Annotated in this window: 17 protein-coding genes; all 17 read right to left on the bottom strand. The window is 60.7% G+C overall.

Translation table 11 applies throughout. The annotated features are described in order from the left end of the window. Window positions 1-120: 120 nt before the first annotated feature. Complete coding sequence (gene nuoN, locus BFQ03_RS27165; protein WP_065944419.1) at window positions 121-1,584, bottom strand: NADH-quinone oxidoreductase subunit NuoN; 1,464 nt, start codon at window positions 1,582-1,584, stop codon at window positions 121-123. 7 nt (window positions 1,585-1,591) lie between these two features. Beyond that, entirely contained in the window at window positions 1,592-3,124 is a 1,533-nt protein-coding gene (nuoM, locus tag BFQ03_RS27160) for an NADH-quinone oxidoreductase subunit M (RefSeq protein ID WP_029293337.1), read from the bottom strand. A gap of 39 nt (window positions 3,125-3,163) precedes the next feature. Beyond that, window positions 3,164-5,017 (bottom strand): NADH-quinone oxidoreductase subunit L, encoded by a 1,854-nt coding sequence (nuoL, locus tag BFQ03_RS27155; protein WP_032857391.1) that lies wholly within the window; start codon window positions 5,015-5,017, stop codon window positions 3,164-3,166. Further along, window positions 5,014-5,322 carry an NADH-quinone oxidoreductase subunit NuoK gene (gene nuoK / locus BFQ03_RS27150; protein ID WP_003174727.1) on the bottom strand — a complete coding sequence of 103 codons (309 nt, stop codon included), beginning with the start codon at window positions 5,320-5,322 and terminating at the stop codon, window positions 5,014-5,016. The genes nuoL and nuoK overlap by 4 nt, the downstream gene beginning before the upstream one ends. A 2-nt stretch (window positions 5,323-5,324) precedes the next feature. Next, the gene (gene nuoJ / locus BFQ03_RS27145) at window positions 5,325-5,828 is read right to left on the bottom strand and encodes an NADH-quinone oxidoreductase subunit J (protein WP_017476146.1); all 504 of its coding nucleotides are present in this window, start codon (window positions 5,826-5,828) and stop codon (window positions 5,325-5,327) included. 9 nt (window positions 5,829-5,837) lie between these two features. After that, a complete protein-coding gene (gene nuoI, locus BFQ03_RS27140; protein WP_003174725.1) occupies window positions 5,838-6,386 on the bottom strand; it encodes an NADH-quinone oxidoreductase subunit NuoI in 549 nt (182 codons plus the stop codon). 11 nt (window positions 6,387-6,397) lie between these two features. Continuing rightward, window positions 6,398-7,405, bottom strand: a complete 1,008-nt coding sequence (gene nuoH, locus BFQ03_RS27135) for an NADH-quinone oxidoreductase subunit NuoH (RefSeq protein WP_017737147.1) — start codon at window positions 7,403-7,405, stop codon at window positions 6,398-6,400. Further along, on the bottom strand, window positions 7,402-10,116 hold the full coding sequence (gene nuoG / locus BFQ03_RS27130; RefSeq protein ID WP_065944418.1) for an NADH-quinone oxidoreductase subunit NuoG: 2,715 nt from the start codon (window positions 10,114-10,116) through the stop codon (window positions 7,402-7,404). Before nuoG ends, nuoH begins: the two co-directional genes overlap by 4 nt. A gap of 135 nt (window positions 10,117-10,251) precedes the next feature. Then, window positions 10,252-11,607 (bottom strand): NADH-quinone oxidoreductase subunit NuoF, encoded by a 1,356-nt coding sequence (nuoF, locus tag BFQ03_RS27125; protein WP_032857385.1) that lies wholly within the window; start codon window positions 11,605-11,607, stop codon window positions 10,252-10,254. Then, entirely contained in the window at window positions 11,604-12,101 is a 498-nt protein-coding gene (gene nuoE, locus BFQ03_RS27120; RefSeq protein WP_029293358.1) for an NADH-quinone oxidoreductase subunit NuoE, read from the bottom strand. Before nuoE ends, nuoF begins: the two co-directional genes overlap by 4 nt. Before the next feature lie 2 nt (window positions 12,102-12,103). After that, window positions 12,104-13,888 carry an NADH-quinone oxidoreductase subunit C/D gene (nuoC, locus tag BFQ03_RS27115; protein ID WP_032857382.1) on the bottom strand — a complete coding sequence of 595 codons (1,785 nt, stop codon included), beginning with the start codon at window positions 13,886-13,888 and terminating at the stop codon, window positions 12,104-12,106. Between the two features lie 72 nt (window positions 13,889-13,960). Then, entirely contained in the window at window positions 13,961-14,635 is a 675-nt protein-coding gene (locus tag BFQ03_RS27110; protein WP_012724951.1) for a NuoB/complex I 20 kDa subunit family protein, read from the bottom strand. Window positions 14,636-14,645: 10 nt separating this feature from the next. Then, window positions 14,646-15,059, bottom strand: coding sequence for an NADH-quinone oxidoreductase subunit A (locus BFQ03_RS27105; protein WP_003219575.1), 414 nt, complete (start codon window positions 15,057-15,059; stop codon window positions 14,646-14,648). Window positions 15,060-15,635: 576 nt separating this feature from the next. Then, window positions 15,636-16,961: an isocitrate lyase gene (gene aceA / locus BFQ03_RS27100; protein ID WP_007946425.1), complete on the bottom strand. Its 1,326-nt coding sequence runs from the start codon at window positions 16,959-16,961 to the stop codon at window positions 15,636-15,638. A 508-nt stretch (window positions 16,962-17,469) separates the two neighbouring features. Next, on the bottom strand, window positions 17,470-18,195 hold the full coding sequence (locus BFQ03_RS27095; RefSeq protein WP_032857378.1) for a secretin N-terminal domain-containing protein: 726 nt from the start codon (window positions 18,193-18,195) through the stop codon (window positions 17,470-17,472). Between the two features lie 238 nt (window positions 18,196-18,433). After that, a complete protein-coding gene (locus tag BFQ03_RS27090; protein WP_032857376.1) occupies window positions 18,434-18,856 on the bottom strand; it encodes a GNAT family N-acetyltransferase in 423 nt (140 codons plus the stop codon). Beyond that, window positions 18,849-20,018, bottom strand: coding sequence for a ribosomal protein uL16 3-hydroxylase (locus tag BFQ03_RS27085; protein ID WP_065944417.1), 1,170 nt, complete (start codon window positions 20,016-20,018; stop codon window positions 18,849-18,851). Before BFQ03_RS27085 ends, BFQ03_RS27090 begins: the two co-directional genes overlap by 8 nt. Between the last annotated feature and the right edge of the window lie 11 nt (window positions 20,019-20,029).

Genomic DNA, 20,029 nt, shown 5'->3' with positions numbered 1-20,029 from the left:
AGACACAGAGGCATTTCAGTAAGGAATATTCCTTGAACTGGGCAGGGAGCTTGAACCTTTCCCAGAAACGCAAAACGGCACCCAAAGGTGCCGTTCTGTTTACTGCTTGAGCCTAAGCGATCAACCCGCCATCACCGCATGCTGCACCAGGGTGAGCAACGGTTGTGGGTACACACCCAGGAAGAATGCCAGCAGGGCGATAGCCAGCAGCATCACGCCGCCGGCTTTCTGTTCCCAGTGCAGCTCGGCATCCACACGGCGCAGGTTTGGCTCGATCAGGTACAGGGTGACCATCACGCGCAGGTAGTAGAACACGCCGATGGCACTGCCCAGCACCAGGGAGGCAACCAGCCACCATTCGTGGGCTTCGACACCGGTCGCGACGATGTAGAACTTGCCGATAAAGCCTGCTGTCAGCGGGATGCCGGCCAGGGACAGCATCATCACGGTCAGCACGGCAGTCAGGTACGGACGGCGCCAGAACAGGCCGCGATACTCGTACAGGGCGTCGGCGTCACGGCCTTTGTACGGCGAGGACATCAGGGTGATCACACCGAAAGCGCCAAGGCTGGTGATCACGTAGGTGACCAGATACACGCCGATGGCTTCCACGGCCAGGCCTTTGCTCGCCACCAGGGCGATCAGCAGGTAGCCGAAGTGGGCGATGGACGAGTAACCCAGCAGACGCTTGAGGTTGTTCTGGGTCAGGGCCAGCAGGTTACCGAACAGGATCGACGCGATGGCGATCACGGTCAGCACGTCGCTCAGCACGCCCGTGTTGGCGGCAGGGGAGATCTGGAACAGACGCACCATCACCGCAAACACTGCAACCTTCGAGGCAGTGGCCAGGAACGCGGCCACCGGCGCCGGGGCGCCTTCGTACACGTCTGGGGTCCACAGGTGGAAGGGGACCAGCGACAGCTTGAACGCCAGGCCGATCAGCATCATGGCCAGGCCCAGTTGGGCGATGGGCGCAGGCATGCTGGTGGCGGCCAGGGCGTGGCCGATACCGCTGAAGCTCAGGCTGCCGGCTTCGGCGTAGAGCAGGGCCATACCGAACAACAGGAACGCGGAACCGGCGGCCGACAGCACCATGTACTTGATGCCGGCTTCCAGGGAGCGCTTGTTGAAGAAGGCGTACGCCACCAGGCCGTAGGTCGGGATCGACAGCAGTTCCAGGCCGATGAACAAACCGGCCAGGTGCTGCGCGCTGACCAGCACGATACCGCCGGCCGCAGCCAGCAGGATCAGCAGGTACAGCTCTTCGCGGTTGCCCGGGTAGCCGGTGCCGCCTTCGCCGAGGTAGGCGTGGGCGAGGGTGACGCAGGCCAGTGTCGCAACGAGGATCAACGCGGTGTACAGCAGCGCGAAGTCATCGATCATGACCAGCGGGGTCACCGCCAGCGGGGCGACCTTGAGGGCCGGGATAATCGACAGCAGGGCCAGGTTCAGGCCTGCGGTGGACAGCAGGAACGTCTGCGAGTGATTGCGGCGCCAGGCGATCGCCAGCATCACCACCACAATGGTGAGGCTGGTAATCAGCAGCGGCGCAAGCGCGATAAAGTGTTGGATCGTGAATTCCATAGCGCTCTTACCGGGCCGAAGCGAGTTGAGTGAAGGCGGTGCTCAACCACTGCTGCACGCCATGCATCGTGGCGGCAGAGGTGTCGAGGAACGGTTGCGGATACACGCCGATGTACACCAGCAGTACCGCAAGGCCGAGCACCATGATCAGTTCGCGAGCATCCATCCCTTTGAGGACGGCGTCCGACTTGGTCGGGCCGAAGTAGGCGCGGTGGATCATGATCAGCGAGTAGACCGAACCGAACACCAGGCCGGAAGTGGCAATCGCGGTGATCCATGGCGCACTGACGAAGCTGCCCATCAGGATCAGGAACTCACCGACAAAGTTACCCGTACCCGGCAAGCCCAGGGACGCGGCGGCAAAGAACAGGCTGATCGCCGGCAGGTAGGCGATACGCGACCAGATGCCGCCCATCTCACGCATGTCACGGGTGTGCAGGCGCTCGTACAACTGGCCACTGAGGATAAACAGTGCGGCGGCTGAAACACCGTGGGCCAACATCTGGATCACTGCGCCTTGCAACGCCAGCTGGCTGCCGGAGTAGATGCCGATCAGTACGAAACCCATGTGGGAAACGGACGAGAAGGCAATCAGACGCTTGATGTCGGTTTGCGCGAAGGCCAGGAATGCGCCGTAGAAGATCCCGATCAGACCCAGGGTCATGGCGATCGGCGCAAACTCGGCCGAAGCATTCGGGAACAGCGGCAGGGCGAAACGCAGCAGGCCGTAGGCCGCCGTCTTCAACAGGATACCGGCCAGGTCCACGGAACCTGCGGTTGGCGCCTGTGCGTGAGCGTCAGGCAGCCAGGAGTGGAACGGCACCACCGGCAGCTTCACCGCGAAGGCGATGAAGAAACCGAGCATGAGAATGTACTCGGTAGTCATCGACATCTTGGTTTTCAACAGGTCGGCGTAGTTGAAGGTAATCACGCCGGTGTTGTTGAAGTTGACCAGGACCAGGCCCAGGATCGCCACCAACATGATCAGGCCGGAAGCCTGGGTGAAGATGAAGAACTTGGTTGCCGCGTAGATCCGGGTTTTCTTGCCGTCCGAAGAACTGTGACCCCAGAGCGCGATGAGGAAGTACATCGGCACCAGCATCATTTCCCAGAAGAAGAAGAACATGAACAGGTCGAGGGCGAGGAACACGCCAACCACGCCGCCCAGGATCCACATCAGGTTCAGGTGGAAGAAGCCCACGTGACGCTCGATTTCTTTCCAGGAGCAAAGTACCGAGAGGATACCCAGCAGGCCGGTCAGCAGGATCATCAACAGCGACAGGCCGTCGAGGGCCAGGTGCACGTTGATGCCGAAGCGCTCGATCCAGACGTGCTTGAATTCAAGCGCGAAGGTTGGATCGACACCCGGTGCCGGAGCAAATGAATAGTCGCCATGGGCCCACAGCCAGAGGCCGAGTGCGAGTTCCAGGGACATGGTCAGCAACGCAATCCAGCGGGGCAGGGTGGCGCCGAAGCGTTCACCCATCCAGCAGAGCAGGCCGCCGATAAAGGGGATCAGGATTAGCCAGGGCAGAATCATGACGGGCTCGTTTCCTTTCGCAAGTTCGCAAAGTTCATATCAGACCGCTACCACTACGATGGCGCCGATCACCAGCACGGCACCGGCCGCCATGGAAGCTGCATACCAACGCAATTGGCCTGTCTCGGTGCGGCTCAGGGCGGTGTGGCCGGCCTTGGCAGCACGCGGGATCAAACCAATGGTCTGGTCGAGCGGGTCTTTGCGCAGTACATGGCTGATCGCAAGGTAAGGCTTGACGAACAGTTTGTCGTAGATCCAGTCGAAGCCCCAGGCGGCGAACCACCAGGCCGAAAGGAAGCGGCCAATGCCGCTGTTGGCCACGGCAGTCACGAAGCGACGCTTGCCGAGGAACAGCAGGGCCGCCAGCAGGATACCGGCGATGGCAATGGCGCCCGAGGCGATTTCCAGGCTGTGCTTGGCATCGCCGCCGGCATGCCCGACGCTTTGTGGCAGTACGCCAGCCAGTGGCGGGGTGATCATGGCGCCGACGAAGGTCGACAGGATGATCAGCACCGACAGTGGCAGCCAGTGGGAGATGCCGTGGCCTGCGTGCGCTTCAGTCTTGGCTTCACCGTGGAAGGTGATGAAGATCAGGCGGAAGGTGTACAGCGAGGTCATGAACGCACCCACCAGACCGGCGTACAGCAGGCCTTGGTTACCGCTGGCAAAGGCTTCCCAGAGGATTTCGTCTTTCGAGTAGAAACCTGCGGTCACCAGTGGCAGGGCTGCAAGCGCGGCACCACCGACGATGAAGCTGGCGTAGGCCAACGGCAGTTTCTTCCACAGGCCGCCCATCTTGAAGATGTTCTGCTCGTGGTGGCAGGCAACGATCACCGCACCGGACGCCAGGAACAGCAGGGCCTTGAAGAAGGCGTGGGTCATCAGGTGGAAGATCGCGCCGTCCCAGGCGCCGACGCCCAGGGCCAGGAACATGTAGCCGATCTGGCTCATGGTCGAGTAGGCGAGGATCCGCTTGATGTCGGTCTGCACCAGCGCGGCGAAGCCGGCCAGGACCAGGGTCACGCCACCTACCAGGCCCACCAGATGCAGAATCTCCGGCGCCAGGGTGAACAGGCCGTGGGTACGGGCGATCAGGTAGACACCGGCGGTCACCATGGTAGCGGCGTGGATCAGTGCCGACACCGGGGTAGGACCGGCCATGGCGTCTGCCAGCCAGGTTTGCAGGGGCAGTTGTGCCGATTTACCGACAGCGCCACCCAGCAGCATCAGAGTTGCCAGGGTGATCCAGAAGTCGCCGACCTGGAATTTCTGCGGTGCCAGCACCAGCAGTTCCTGGATATTCAGCGTGCCCACCTGTTGGAACAGGATGAACAAGCCGATGGCCATGAACACGTCGCCGATCCGGGTCACGACAAAGGCCTTGAGTGCCGCATTACCGTTGTTGCGGTTGCTGTAGTAGAAACCGATCAACAGGTACGAGCACAGGCCCACGCCTTCCCAGCCGAAGTACAGGAACAACAGGTTATCGCCCAGCACCAGGAACAGCATGCTGGCGATAAACAGGTTGGTGTAGGCGAAGAAGCGCGAGTAGCCGGCTTCACCGCGCATGTACCAGGACGCGAACAGGTGGATCAGGAAGCCCACGCCCACCACCACGCCGAGCATGGTGATCGACAGGCCATCGACGTAGAGGGCGAAGTCAGGCTTGAAGCCCTCGACCGCCATCCACTGCCACAGCACCAGGGTGTAGTGACCGGCTTCGGGCGGTGCAACGTTGAATTGCCAGATGACGTAGGCGGCAACAATCGCCGACAGGCCAATGGAACCCACGCCGACCAGGGCCGAGAGGTTTTCCGACCAGCGTCCACGGGAGAACGACAGCAGCAGGAAACCGATCAGGGGGAATACGAAAGTCAGAAAGATCATGTTCATCCGCGCATCTCACTGGCAGCGTCGATATCAAGCGTGTGGAAGCGACGATACAGTTGCAGCAGGATCGCCAGGCCAATACTGGCCTCGGCGGCTGCCAGGCTGATCACCAGGATGAACATCACTTGTCCATCCGGCTGGCCCCAACGCGCACCCGCCACGATGAAGGCCAGTGCAGCAGCGTTCATCATGATTTCCAGGCTCATCAACACAAACAGGATGTTACGGCGAACCATCAGGCCGACCAGGCCAAGGCAGAACAGGATGCCGGCAACCGCCAGACCATGCTCCAAAGGGATAGCAGGCATCGTCATTGCTCCTTGGCTTCGTTGCGGCCCAAGTGGAAGGCAGTGATGGCTGCAGCGAGCAGCAGCATCGAAGCCAGTTCGACCACCAGCAGGTACGGGCCGAACAGGCTGATGCCCACGGCCTTGGCGTCTACGGTGGTGTGGCCGATGGCCTGGCCGCTCTGGTGAGCGAACAGTACATACAGCAGTTCAGCCAGCAGCAGGGCTGCCAGGATCACCGGGCCAAGCCAGATGCCGGGCTTGAGCCAGACGCGTTCCTGGGCGACCGAAGCGGGCCCCAGGTTGAGCATCATTACCACAAACACGAACAGCACCATGATGGCGCCAGCGTAGGCGATCACTTCCAGGACACCGGCAAACGGTGCGCCGAGGCTGAAAAAGGTCATGGCCACGGCGATCAGCGAAATGATCAGGTAGAGCAGGGCGTGCACGGGGTTGGTGTTGGTGATCACGCGAAGCGTGGACACCACTGCAATACCCGATGCGAAATAGAAAGCGAATTCCATCTTTCTTCCTTAAGGCAGCAAGCTCTTCACGTTGATCGGCTCGGCTTCGTTTTGTGCGGCGCCCTTCGGCTTACCGGCAACGGCCATACCTGCAACACGATAGAAGTTGTAATCAGGGTTTTTACCGGGACCGGAGATCAGCAGATCTTCTTTCTCGTACACCAGGTCCTGACGTTTGAACTCGGCCATCTCGAAATCCGGTGTCAGCTGGATCGCGGTGGTCGGGCAAGCTTCCTCGCACAGGCCGCAGAAAATGCAGCGCGAGAAGTTGATGCGGAAGAAGTCCGGGTACCAGCGACCGTCTTCGGTTTCAGCTTTCTGCAGGGAAATACAGCCCACCGGGCACGCCACGGCGCACAGGTTGCAGGCTACACAACGCTCTTCGCCGTCGGGGTCGCGGGTCAGCACGATACGGCCGCGATAGCGCGGCGGCAGGTACACCGCTTCTTCCGGGTATTGCAGGGTGTCGCGTTTGCGAAAGCCATGGCCGAAAACCATCACCAGGCTTCGCAACTGGGTACCGGTACCCTTAACGATGTCGCCAATATATTTGAACATGGGTCAAATCCTCACTGAACCGCGCCCGCTGGCGTGTTCAACAACACAACGGCAGCAGTCACCAGCAAATTGATCAGGGTCAGCGGCAGGCAGAAGCGCCAGCTGAAATCCATCACCTGGTCGTATCGTGGGCGCGGAATGGAAGCGCGCAGCAGGATAAACAACATGATGAAGAACGCGGTCTTGAGGAAGAACCAGAAGAACGCCAACTGCGGCAGGATGCCGAACGGACCGTGCCAGCCGCCGAAGAACAGCGTGACCAGCAGGGCCGAGATCAAGATGATGCCGATGTACTCACCGACGAAGAACATGCCCCATTTCATGCCGGCGTATTCAATGTGGTAGCCGTCGGCCAGTTCCTGTTCCGCTTCCGGCTGGTCGAAGGGGTGACGGTGAGTCACGGCCACGCCAGCGATGAAGAAGGTACAGAAGCCAAAGAACTGCGGGATGATGAACCACAGGTTCTGCGCCTGGTACTCGACGATGTCGCGCATATTGAACGAGCCAACCTGCACCACGATGCCCATCAGCGCCAGGCCCATGAACACTTCGTAGGACACAGTCTGGGCCGAGGCCCGCAAGCTGCCCAGCAGGGCGAACTTGTTGTTACTGGCCCAGCCGGCGAACAGCACCGCGTAGACCGACAAACCGGCCATGGCGAAGAAGAACAGCAAGCCGATGTTCAGGTCCGCCACGCCCCAGGTCGGGGTGATCGGGATGATTGCGAAGGCAATCAGCAAGGCGCTCATGGCCACGACCGGTGCCAGGGTGAAGATCACCTTGTCGGCAAACGGTGGGGTCCAGTCTTCCTTGAAGAACATTTTCAGCATGTCGGCAGCGATCTGGAACATGCCGAACGGGCCTACGCGGTTCGGACCATAACGGTCCTGCCACCAGCCCAGCAGGCGACGTTCGACGAAGCTGAGCAGGGCGCCCGCGACCACCACGGCCAGCAGGATCACGATGGCCTTGACCACCGAGATGATCACGTCGATCACTTCAGGAGTGAACCAAGTCATTGCGCTGCCTCCTGCAGACCGTCAACGGTGTGGCCGAAGATCGCCGGCGGAATGCCGGCGATGCCTTTTGGCAGGGCAACCAGGCCAGCACCCAACTCGTCGTTGATGCGCAGCGGCAGACGCAGGGTCTGGCCGGCTACGTTCAAGCTGAGCAGGGCACCGTCGTTGACGCCCAGGCGGTCGGCTTCGGACTTGGCCAGCGCCACGTAGGCCGCCGGGATGCGCTCTTGCACCGGCGCGGCCTTGGAAGAGTTCTCTTCGCTGCCGAACAGGTGGAAGAACGGCACAACCTGCCAGGTGCCCTGGGCCGGGTTGAACGGACGCGGCACACCAGCGAACCAGTTCAGCGAGTCACCGGTGCTTTCGATCAGGCGGGTGCCCGGGTCGCCAGCGCGGATATGACCACCGACTTCGTCCTGGAACTTGTTCCAGGCCTGCGGCGAGTTCCAGCCCGGCGACCAGGCGAAAGGCACCTGCTGACGTGGCTCGACCGAACCCGAGTAACCTTCCATGGAGAAGGCGAACGCGGTGTCGTTGTCTTGTGGGGTACGCGGTTCGTGCACGCTGATGTCAGCGCGCATGGCGGTACGCCCGGAGTAACGCAGCGGTTCACGGGCCAGTTTCATGCCCTTGATGCGGAACGCGGCGGACGGTGCGGCATCGACGATACGCGCCAGTTGCGGTGCGCTGGAGGCGGTGGCGGCGGTGACGTGGTCGAGTTGGGTCCAGTCGATCGGCTGGTTCAACAGGGTTGCGCGCAGGGCATGCAGCCAGCGCCAGCCTTCGTGAACCAGGATGCTGGCGTCCATGTACTTCGGATCGAACACCTGGAAGAAGCGCTGGGCGCGGCCTTCCTGGCTGACCAGGGTACCGTCGCCTTCGGCGAAGGTGGCGGCTGGCAGCACCAGGTGGGCACGGTCGCTGGTGGCGGTCTTCTGGTGGTCGGCGACGATCAGCACTTTGGCGGCGTTCAGTGCAGCGTCAACCTTGGCGGCATCGGTGCGGGTGTACAGATCGTTTTCCAGCACCACAATGGCGTCGGCATTGCCGTCGATCACCGCTTGCAGGGCTGCGTCCACGGACTCGCCGCCGAGCATGGCCAGGCCAAGGCTGTTGGCTTCCGGTACAACCAGGCTGATGGAGCCGTTCTTGTCGCGCAGCTTGAGGGCCTTGGCGATGTTGGCTGCGGCCTCGATCAGCGCCTTGGAACCCAACGAGGTACCGGCAATGATCAAAGGACGCTTGGCCGCCAGCAGGGCGTCGGCGATGCGCTGGGCCAGGGCCACGGCTTCTGCGTCCAGGCCTTCGACGGCAGGCGCGCTGGCGTCAAGGGCGTGGGCCACGGCGAAACCGATGCGGGCCAGGTCGTCTGGCGCTGCGTGCACGCACTCTTCGGCGATATCGTCGAGCTTGGTTTCAGCCAGGCTTGCGATAAACAGCGGGTTCAGCGCGTGCTGGCCGATGTTTTTCACTGCGGCGTCAAGCCACGGTTGGACGCGCATGGCGTCGGCCATTTCTTCGGCCTTGCCTTTGACCGACTGACGCAGGGACAGTGCCACACGGGCGGCGGTCTGGGTCAGGTCTTCACCGAGGACGAAGATCGCATCGTGGTCTTCGATGTCGCGCATGTTCGGTACGGGCAGCGGGCTGTCGTTCAGCACCTGCAGGACCAGGCGGATGCGCTCCAGTTCAGCGGCTTCGATACCGCTGTAGAAGTGCTCGGCACCGACCAGTTCGCGCAACGCGTAGTTGCTTTCGAGGCTGGCTCGCGGCGAACCGATACCGACGATGTTACGGCCGCGCAGCAGGTCGGCGGCTTTATCCAGCGCGTCGTCCAGGCTCAGCTTGGCACCATCGGGCAGCAGTGGCTGACGCGGACGGTCTTCGCGGTTGACGTAGCCATAGCCGAAACGGCCACGGTCGCACAGGAAGTACTGGTTGACCGAACCGTTGAAGCGGTTTTCGATGCGACGCAGTTCCCCGTAGCGCTCGCCCGGGGAAATGTTGCAACCGCTGGAGCAGCCATGGCAGATGCTCGGGGCGAACTGCATGTCCCACTTGCGGTTGTAGCGCTCGGAGTGGGTCTTGTCGGTGAACACACCGGTCGGGCAGACCTCGGTGAGGTTGCCGGAGAATTCGCTTTCGAGCACGCCGTCTTCAACGCGACCGAAGTACACGTTGTCGTGGGCACCGAAGACGCCCAGGTCGGTGCCGCCGGCGTAGTCTTTATAGAAACGCACGCAGCGGTAGCAGGCGATGCAGCGGTTCATTTCGTGGGAAATGAACGGGCCCAGTTCCTGGTTCTGGTGGGTACGCTTGGTGAAGCGATAACGGCGCTCGTTGTGGCCGGTCATCACCGTCATGTCTTGCAGGTGGCAGTGACCGCCTTCCTCACAGACCGGGCAGTCGTGGGGGTGGTTGGTCATCAGCCATTCGACAACGCTGGCGCGGAACGCCTTGGACTCTTCATCTTCGATGGAGATCCAGGTGTTGTCGGTGGCTGGGGTCATGCAGGACATGACGATACGACCACGGGTGTCGTTCTCGTCGGTGTACTGCTTGACCGCACACTGGCGACAGGCACCGACGCTACCAAGCGCGGGGTGCCAGCAGAAATAAGGGATGTCGAGGCCTAGTGACAGACACGCCTGTAACAGGTTGTCTGCCCCATCGACTTCGAGCGCTTTGCCGTCTACGTGGATAGTGGCCATGGTTCAAAGTTCTTCGTTGGCCCGTTGTCAGCGGGCGTGGCTAATGGAATCTTGTTATTCATGTGCATCAACACAGCCTTCAAGGCGTCAGCACATGACAAAGCGAAGGGCACGGACCCTTCGCTTATTGAAGCGTTACGCGCCGACTACGATCGGCTTTGCCAGAGGCGGGACGGCGGCGCTTTTGGGCGCGATGCCGGCTTCGAACTCCGAGCGGAAGTACTTGATTGCGCTGCCCAGTGGCTCCACGGCACCCGGTGCGTGAGCACAGAAGGTCTTGCCAGGGCCGAGGAAACCGACCAGGCCCAGCAGGGTCTCGATATCCCCCGGCTGGCCTTCGCCTTTCTCGATGGCCATCAGGAGCTTGACGCTCCATGGCAGGCCATCGCGGCACGGGGTGCAGAAACCACAGGATTCACGGGCGAAGAACTGCTCCATGTTGCGCAGCAACGACACCATGTTCACGGTATTGTCCACCGCCATCGCCAGGCCGGTACCCATCCGGGTGCCTACCTTGCCGATGCCGCCGGCATACATTTGTGCGTCGAGGTGTTCAGGGAGCAGGAAGCCGGTACCGGCGCCGCCTGGCTGCCAGGCTTTCAGGGTGTAGCCGTCGCGCATGCCGCCGGCGTAGTCCTCAAACAGCTCGCGGGCGGTCACGCCGAATGGCAGTTCCCACAGGCCCGGGTTCTTGACCTTGCCGGAGAAGCCCATGAGCTTGGTGCCCATGTCTTCGCTGCCTTCGCGGGCCAGGGATTTGTACCAGTCCACGCCGTCGGCGATGATCGCCGGCACGTTGCACAGGGTCTCGACGTTGTTCACGCAGGTCGGCTTGCCCCACACGCCCACGGCGGCAGGGAAGGGCGGCTTGGAACGCGGGTTGGCACGGCGGCCTTCAAGGGAGTTGATCAGGGCGGTTTCTTCACCGCAGATATAACGCCCGGCGCCGGTGTGCACGAACAGCTCGAAGTCAAAACCCGAACCGAGGATGTTCTTGCCCAACAGGCCTGCGGCCTTGGCTTCTTCCACGGCACGGTTCAGGTGCTTGGCGGCGGTGGTGTATTCGCCACGCAGGAAGATATAGCCACGGTAGGTTTTCAGCGCGCGGGCACTGATCAGCATGCCCTCGATCAGCAGATGGGGCAGTTGCTCCATCAGCATGCGGTCTTTCCAGGTGTTGGGCTCCATTTCATCCGCGTTGCACAGCAAGTAGCGGATGTTGATGGATTCGTCCTTGGGCATCAGGCCCCACTTCACACCCGTGGGGAAGCCAGCACCGCCGCGACCCTTGAGGCCGGCATCCTTCACGGTCTGGACGATATCGTCCTGGGCCATGTCGGAAAAAGCCTTGCGCGCTGCGGCATAACCGTTCTTGGCCTGGTACTCGTCAAGCCATACTGCCTCGCCGTCGTCACGCAGGCGCCAGGTCAGCGGGTGGGTTTCGGCCGAACGCTTGATCAGGTTGGCCGGGCCAAAGGAAGTCAGGGTCATGGGTAGCCCTCAAGCAATTGGGTGACGCCAGAGGCCTGGACGTCGCCGAATGTGTCGTCGTCGATCATCAACGCCGGCGCCTTGTCGCAGTTACCCAGGCAGCACACCGGCAGCAGGGTGAAACGCCCGTCTGCAGTGGTCTGGCCGAGGCCGATGCCCAGCTTGCTCTGGATCGCGTCGACCACCGACTCGTGGCCGCCGATGTAGCAGACCATGCTGTCGCACACGCGAATAATGTGGCGGCCGACCGGCTGGCGGAAGATCTGGCTGTAGAACGTGGCCACGCCTTCAACGTCGCTGGCCGGGATGCCGAGGATCTCGCCAATGGCGTAGAGGGCGCCGTCGGGCACCCAGCCACGTTCCTTCTGGACGATCTTCAAGGCTTCGATCGACGCTGCGCGCGGATCTTCGTAGTGATGCAGCTCGTGCTCGATGGCCGAGCGCTCGGTTTCACTCAAGGTGAAACGGTCTGTCTGGATAAGCGTGCTGTTCATGCTTAGCGGTCCACGTCGGCCATAACGAAATCGATACTACCCAGGTACGCAATCAAGTCCGCGACCATCTCGCCTTTGATCACCGAAGGGATCTGCTGCAAGTGCGGGAAGCTTGGGGTGCGAATCCGGGTGCGGTAGCTCATGGTGCCGCCATCGCTCGTCAGGTAATAACTGTTGATACCCTTGGTCGCTTCGATCATCTGGAAGGACTCGTTGGCCGGCATCACCGGGCCCCACGAGACTTGCAGGAAGTGCGTGATCAGGGTTTCGATGTGTTGCAGGGTGCGCTCTTTAGGCGGCGGCGTGGTCAGCGGGTGATCCGCCTTGTACGGGCCTGCCGGCATGTTGCGCATGCACTGCTCGATGATCTTCAGGCTCTGGCGCATTTCTTCGACGCGCACGATGCAACGGTCGTAGGCATCGCCATTGGCCGCCAGCGGGACTTCGAACTCGAAGTTCTCGTAGCCGGAGTACGGACGCGCCTTGCGCAGGTCGAAATCGCAACCCGTCGAACGCAAGCCCGCACCGGTGACGCCCCATTCCAGGGCCTCTTTGGTGTTGTAGGCAGCGACACCGATGGTCCGACCCTTGAGGATGCTGTTGTCCAGGGCGGCTTTCTGGTACTCGTCCAGACGCTTGGGCATCCAGTCGATGAACTCCTTGACCAGGCGCTCCCAGCCGTTCGGCAGGTCGTGGGCCACACCGCCGATGCGGTACCAGGCCGGGTGCAGGCGGAAGCCCGTGATGGCTTCGATGACCTTGTACGCACGCTGACGGTCGGTGAAGGTGAAGAACACCGGGGTCATGGCGCCGACGTCCTGGATATAGGTACCCAGGAACAGCAGGTGGCTGGTGATCCGGAAGAACTCGGCCATCATGATGCGGATGGTGTCGACGCGGTCCGGGACCTTGATGCCGGCCAGCTTCTCGACCGAGAGCACGTACGGCAGGTTGTTCATCACGCCGCCGAGGTAGTCGATACGGTCGGTGTACGGGATGAAACTGTGCCAGGACTGGCGCTCGGCCATCTTCTCGGCACCACGGTGGTGGTAGCCAATGTCGGGCACGCAGTCGACGATTTCCTCGCCGTCCAACTGCAGGATGATACGGAATGCGCCGTGGGCCGAAGGGTGGTTCGGGCCCAGGTTGAGGAACATGTAGTCCTCGTTGGTGCCGGAACGCTTCATGCCCCAGTCTTCCGGGCGGAAGCGTGCGGCTTCTTCTTCAAGCTGCTGCTTGGCCAGGTTCAGGCTGAACGGGTCGAATTCGGTGGCGCGCGCCGGGAAGTCCTTGCGCAGCGGGTGACCTTCCCAGGTCGGCGGCATCATGATGCGCGTCAGGTGCGGGTGGCCCGGGAAGTCGATACCGAACATGTCCCAGACTTCACGCTCGTACCAGCTGGCGTTCGGCCAGATGCCGGTCACGGTCGGGATGCTCAAGTCGCTTTCCGAGAGGGCAACCTTGATCATCACGTCGCTGTTACGTTCCAGCGACATCAGGTGATAGAACACGGTGAAGTCGGCGCCGCTCGGCAGCCCCTGGCGCTTGGTACGCAGACGCTCGTCCACGCCATGCAGGTCATAGAGCATGACGTACGGCTTGGGCAGGTTGCGCAGGAAGGTCAGGACTTCGACGAGTTTGGCACGCGCCACCCACAGCACCGGCATACCGGTGCGCGTGGCCTGGGCGGTGAAGGCGTCAGGGCCAAAACGGTTATTGAGTTCGACGACCACATCCTGGTCGTCTGCCTTATAAGGCGGGATGTACAGAGCACTGCCTGTAGTCATGGTTTTTTATCGCTTTCGGTCAACGTAAAGAATGAAGCCAGGTTTTCGTTCTATAAAAGAAGCGGTGCTGGATCAGACTTCGTCGGGGCTGCGCAGGTTGGTGACTGCGATTCGCTGTTCGCGGCGCTGTTCCTTTTGCGACGGCATCTCGGCGCGGTACACGCCTTGATCGCCGACGACCCAGGAAAGCGGGCGACGCTCCTTGCCAATCGATTCCTGCAGCAGCATCAAGCCTTGCAGGAATGCTTCAGGGCGGGGCGGGCAGCCAGGCACGTAGACGTCCACGGGCAGGAACTTGTCCACCCCCTGAACCACGGAGTAGATGTCGTACATGCCACCGGAGTTGGCGCACGAACCCATGGAGATCACCCACTTTGGTTCGAGCATTTGCTCGTAGAGACGCTGGATGATCGGCGCCATCTTGATAAAGCAGGTGCCGGCGATAACCATGAAATCCGCCTGGCGCGGCGATGCCCGGATAACTTCGGCGCCAAAGCGCGCGATGTCATGGGGCGCCGTGAAGGCGGTGGTCATTTCCACGTAGCAGCACGAAAGGCCGAAGTTGTACGGCCACAGGGAATTCTTGCGCCCCCAGTTGACCGCGCCACTCAGCACGTCTTCCAGCTTGCCCATGTAGATGTTTTTGTGGACTTGGTCTTCTAACGGATCGGAGACGGTTTCCCGTTCGCCGATGGGGTACTGATCGTTAGGAGCATCCGGGTCGATCCTGGTGAGATTGTATTGCATCGCCAAAGCCTCATTGTTTCAGCTTCGCTTGCCGCTTGCGACGAGCTTCCGGAGCCCAGTCAAGGGCGCCCACTCGAAATAGGTAGACAAGGCCTGCCAACAGAATTGCTATGAAAACGAGAGCTTCGACGAATCCGGTCCAGCCGCTTTCGCGAACAGACACAGACCAGGCAAAGAGAAAGAGGGCTTCGATATCGAAGATCACGAATAGCATCGCGACCAGATAGAATTTGGCTGAGAGCCGCAAGCGGGCGCCACCTGTAGGTAGCATGCCGGACTCGAACGGTTCGTTTTTGCTGCGGCCCCAGGCTTTTGACCCGAGGAGGCTGGAAACACCGAGCATGAAGGCGCAAAGGCCGACAACACCGAGGAGGAAAATGGCAAAGCCCCAGTTGTGGGCCATGAGTCCTGTCGCTTCGGTCATGCTGGAAATCCTTAACAGAGAGCAAAGGTCTCTGAGCTCGAAAAAGTAACGACGCAGTGACGATATGTCGCAGCGCAATCAATCGCGGTGATTTTATGGCTAAACACCTAGCAAGTAAAATTCCTGTAGCTAATTTATTCGCTGAATTAAGGACATAGTGCGCCTTTATGGGGCTGGAGCCCAGACGCTGCGGGCATTAGCTTGATTTTAATCAATTGTGTTTTGTTTAGGGTGTAATGAAGTTTTAATGCTCTAAATGATAATGAATATTGTTTGCAAGAGTTTTAGGCGGGTGTTGGGCGCGTCGCGGGGGAAGTTGTTGTTACTTGCCCGTTTGGCGCAAGTTGCTAGCGCGCAACTTTTAACCGATTTTTCCTAAGTGAATACCGCTCTGGATCAAGGTTTTGCGCAAAACATCAGGTTGGTCGCATTTTTATTGTGGGAGATTCTGATCTTCGCTGGGGCAGGAGGGTTTTCTCGGGGCAAAAAAACGCCCCGAACCAGTCGGGGCGTCAGATTGTGCGGCACTGCGGTTAGCTTTCTATCGGGCCCGCAATGGCCGTGTGCTCAGGTCACTTAGTGAAACTGTTCTTCTTCGGTCGAGCCGGTCAGCGCGGTCACGGACGAGGAGCCGCCCTGGATTACGGTGGTCATGTCGTCGAAGTAGCCAGTGCCCACTTCCTGCTGGTGCGCCACGAAGGTGTAACCTTTGGACGCGTCGGCAAATTCCTGCTCTTGCAGCTTCACGTAGGCAGTCATGTCGTTGCGGGCGTAGTCGTGCGCCAGGTTGAACATGCTGTGCCACATGTTGTGAATGCCGGCCAGGGTGATGAACTGGTGCTTGTAGCCCATGGCGGACAGTTCGCGCTGGAACTTGGCGATGGTCGCGTCGTCCAGGTTCTTCTTCCAGTTGAAAGAAGGCGAGCAGTTGTAGGACAGCAGTTGGTCCGGGTATTCCTTTTTGATCGCTTCAGCGAAGCGACGGGCTTCGTCCAGGTCTGGCTTGGCGGTTTCGCACCAGATCAGGTCGGCGTACGGTGCGTAGGCCAGGCCACGGGCGATCGCCTGGTCGAGACCGGCGCGTACTTTGTAGAAGCCTTCCTGAGTGCGTTCGCCAGTCACGAACGGCTGGTCGTACGGGTCGCAGTCCGACGTCAGCAGATCAGCTGCGTTGGCGTCGGTACGGGCCAGGATGATGGTCGGGGTGCCGGCAACGTCAGCAGCCAGGCGGGCAGCGGTCAGCTTCTGTACGGCTTCCTGGGTCGGAACCAGTACCTTGCCGCCCATGTGGCCGCATTTTTTCACGGAAGCCAGTTGGTCTTCGAAGTGAACACCGGCAGCGCCTGCCTCGATCATGCTCTTCATCAGCTCGTAGGCGTTCAGTACGCCACCGAAACCGGCTTCGGCGTCAGCCACGATTGGCGCGAAGTAGTCGATGTAGCCTTCGTCGCCCGGACCTTTACCTGCTTTCCACTGAATCTGGTCGGCGCGGCGGAACGAGTTGTTGATGCGCTTGACCACGGTTGGCACGGAGTCCACCGGGTACAGCGACTGGTCAGGGTACATGGACTCGGCGGAGTTGTTGTCCGCAGCCACTTGCCAGCCGGACAGGTAGATCGCCTGGATGCCAGCCTTGACTTGTTGCACAGCCTGGCCACCGGTCAGGGCGCCCATGCAGTTGACGAAATCTTTCTCAGGACGGAAGGACGGCTTGGCGCCCTGGGTGACCAGGTTCCACAGCTTCTCGGCGCCCAGTTTTGCGAAGGTGTGCTCAGGTTGAACCGAGCCGCGCAGGCGGACGACGTCAGCAGCGGAGTAAGCGCGAGTCACGCCTTTCCAGCGTGGGTTTTCAGCCCAGTCTTTTTCAAGGGCTGCAATTTGCTGTTCGCGTGTCAGTGCCATGGGGAAAAACCTCGTCGCGTCTTTTGTGGAAAAACTACTGGGTTGAAAATTCCGTTTGCCAGCCACGTATTCAGTGCGTGGGTTTGGCTGCTCGCTGACCAGAAGCTTAGGCGGTCAAGTCGGGTCTGGCGGGGAAGGCGACGGGATGAACGATGAGCTCAAGGGAGAAAGTGAGCAGGTAGAGGCGAACCGAGAACAGTCTTCGGGCGTCGTGGGCCTTGATACGATCCATCAGTGTGTTGCCGGGTTACCTGGTTAGCTTCCGTCCCTCGGGACAACTTCGTTCCAGTCGCAACCTCGTCAAACACGCCTTGTGGGCGGTACAGACACGAATCGGCTCAGGTGGGTAGCTTAGAGCGACGATCCGAAGGCCCTTGCCAGGGCCCCTGATTAGCGGGAGCGAGGCCATCATGCCCATGCTTTTTTGGATCGTCAAATGTTTTGTAGTGCTTTTTTTATAGCACTACATCTTTGGTCTAATACGACTAATCAGTCAGTTTTTGGTGCTTCAGTTCAGGGGGTCGACTTTGACCCGCAGTGTCAGGTCATCCCGGCCTTGAGTCGAGTAGGTGCGGGTCGCGCCCTGTTTGTCAGCCTGGGTCTGGCGGTTGACGCCGGCCAGGGTGATCCACTCGCCCAGGCGCCCGCTGACAGTTGTGTCGGTGCTTTGCACGTTCACTACATCGGGACGCTCCTGGCTCATGCGGTCACGATTGGTGCTGATGCTCAGGTGTACGGTCTCGCCGGTGACGCTGGCAGTCACGTAGAAGCCCTGAGTGACGTTGCGGTACTGGGTCTGGTTCTGTGGGCGGCCATAGGCGTCGGGCTGGGAGGTGGTCAGTGGCACGCTCTGGCCGACCTGGATCAGTGCTGGCACGCCTTCGCTGGCCTGGATCTGCTGGATCCCGCCATCACGGCTTTCGGTGCTGTAGGTGATGATGTGGCTATTGGTTTGCTGATTGTTTTCGTTGGTGTCGACGGTGATCAGCAAGCGTTTGGAGGGTGTGTCCAGTTGTGCGAGCAGGGCGCGCAAGCCCTGGATTTTGTCCGGCTCGGCATTGACGATCAACTGATTGCCGTAGGCGCTGACCGTGCCGTCCTTGCCAATGAAATTCTGCGCAACGGGCAACAGGTCGGCGCTGGTGCGGTTGTTCAGGGGTAGGACTTCGGTAGCTGCAATTGCTGAAAAACTGACGGCCATGAGCAGGCTGGCGACTAGGGTGCGTAGGGACATGTCCGTTATCTCTGCAGTCATTTGGGCTTGATAGTGCCAGTTTATCGGCCTGGTGGGGCGCAAGTTGAATCGTAGACGGCAAAAGGCCCTGGCATCGGTGGATGGCAGGGCCTTTTTGGGTGTTGCTGATGACGCCTTCGCGAGCAAGACTGCTCTCACACTTGACCGCATTCCAGAGGTCGAACCTGATCAAATGTGGGAACGGGCTTGCTCGCGAAGGGCGCGAATCGGTCTAAAGTCAGCCCTCGCGCTCCATATCAACATGGGGAATCCCGACTTCCAGGAACTCCCCGCTGACGATCTTGAACCCCAGTCGCTCATAAAACGGCGCGGCATACACCTGTGCGCTGAGGAACTGCCGGGTCTGGCCGCGTTTCTCAGCCGCACCCATCACCGCTTCCATCAGCTTGTCGCCGACCTTCAGCCCGCGCCAGTCCTTAAGGACCGACACACGGCCGATCTCGCCACTGGGCAGCAGGCGAGCGGTGCCAATCGGAAAGTCGCCTTCCAGCGCGAGGAAATGCATGGCTCCAGCGTCGTCTGCGTCCCACTCCAGCTCAGGTGGAACCGATTGCTCAGCGATAAATACCGCTTCACGAATGCGCCGAATCTCGGCGATATCCTTTTGCCAGTCTGCGACACGTACGCGAATTTTATTCATCGGCAAACCCCAGGCTTCCTTGCTTGACCAGTTCGCATAGCAGGTCGCGGCCATCTTCATCGGCCAGCCACGGCCCCAGGTTGTCCACGTGCAGGGCGTCGGCCGCGCAGATCATCTTCAGCAGTTCGCGCAGTTTGCCCGGCAGGTAACGGCTCTGGCCGCTGGCGAACAGCAGTACGTCGTCGTCCACTTCCGACCAGGCCAGGCGCGCGCTTGGGTTGCGGATCAGTACTGCGCCGTCTTCCAGGCTGCTGATCACTTCGTCCTGCGCCAGCTCTTCGGGGCCTGCGACCAGTTCCGGGTAGCGCGGCTCGGTCATGAACTGGCCGAACCAGGTCAGCAACATGCGCTCATCGCTCATGTGCTCGGCCAGCAGGCTCTTGAGGCGGTCCAGGGCGTCGCTCTGGATCTGGTGCGGGTCGCTGACGGGCTGGGCGTCGGCGTCGGTGTAGCGTTCTTCATCCGTCAGGTACTGGCTGAGGAAGTCGGTGAAGTGGGTCAGCACTTCGGCGGCGCTCGGTGCGCGGAAACCTACCGAGTAGGTCATGCAGTCATCTTCAGCGATGCCGAAGTGCGCCAGGCGCGGCGGCAGGTAAAGCATGTCGCCCGGTTCCAGCACCCATTCGGCAGTCTCTTCGAATTCGGCGAGGATGCGCAGGTCGGCGTGCTGCAGCAGCGGGCTTTCCGAGCTGCACATCTGGCCGATCTTCCAGTTACGCTTGCCCTGTGCTTGCAGCAGGAATACGTCGTAGTTATCGAAGTGTGGACCGACGCTGCCACCGGGGGCAGCAAAGCTGATCATCACGTCGTCGATGCGCCAGCTTGGCAGGAAGCGGAACTGCTCCAGCAGCTCGGCCACTTCCGGCACGAACTGGTCGACCGCCTGCACCAGCAGGGTCCACTCGCGCTCGGGCAGGCTGCTGAAGGCGTCTTCGGCAAACGGGCCGCGGCGCAGTTCCCACGGGCGTTCGCCGTGTTCGATCACCAGTCGCGATTCGACTTCTTCTTCCAGGGCCAGGCCTGCCAGTTCGTCGGCGTCGATCGGGCTTTCGAAATCAGGGATGGCCTGGCGGATCAGCAGCGGTTTTTTCTGCCAGTAGTCGCGCAGGAATTCCCGTGCCGTGATGCCGTCCAGAAGTTGAAGAGGAATATCAGGATTCATGTGTAACCTAT

The sequence above is a fragment of the Pseudomonas sp. 25 R 14 genome (genome assembly GCF_900004755.1).
Lineage (GTDB): Bacteria > Pseudomonadota > Gammaproteobacteria > Pseudomonadales > Pseudomonadaceae > Aquipseudomonas > Aquipseudomonas brenneri.
This window is presented reverse-complemented; position numbering and strand designations above follow the sequence as displayed.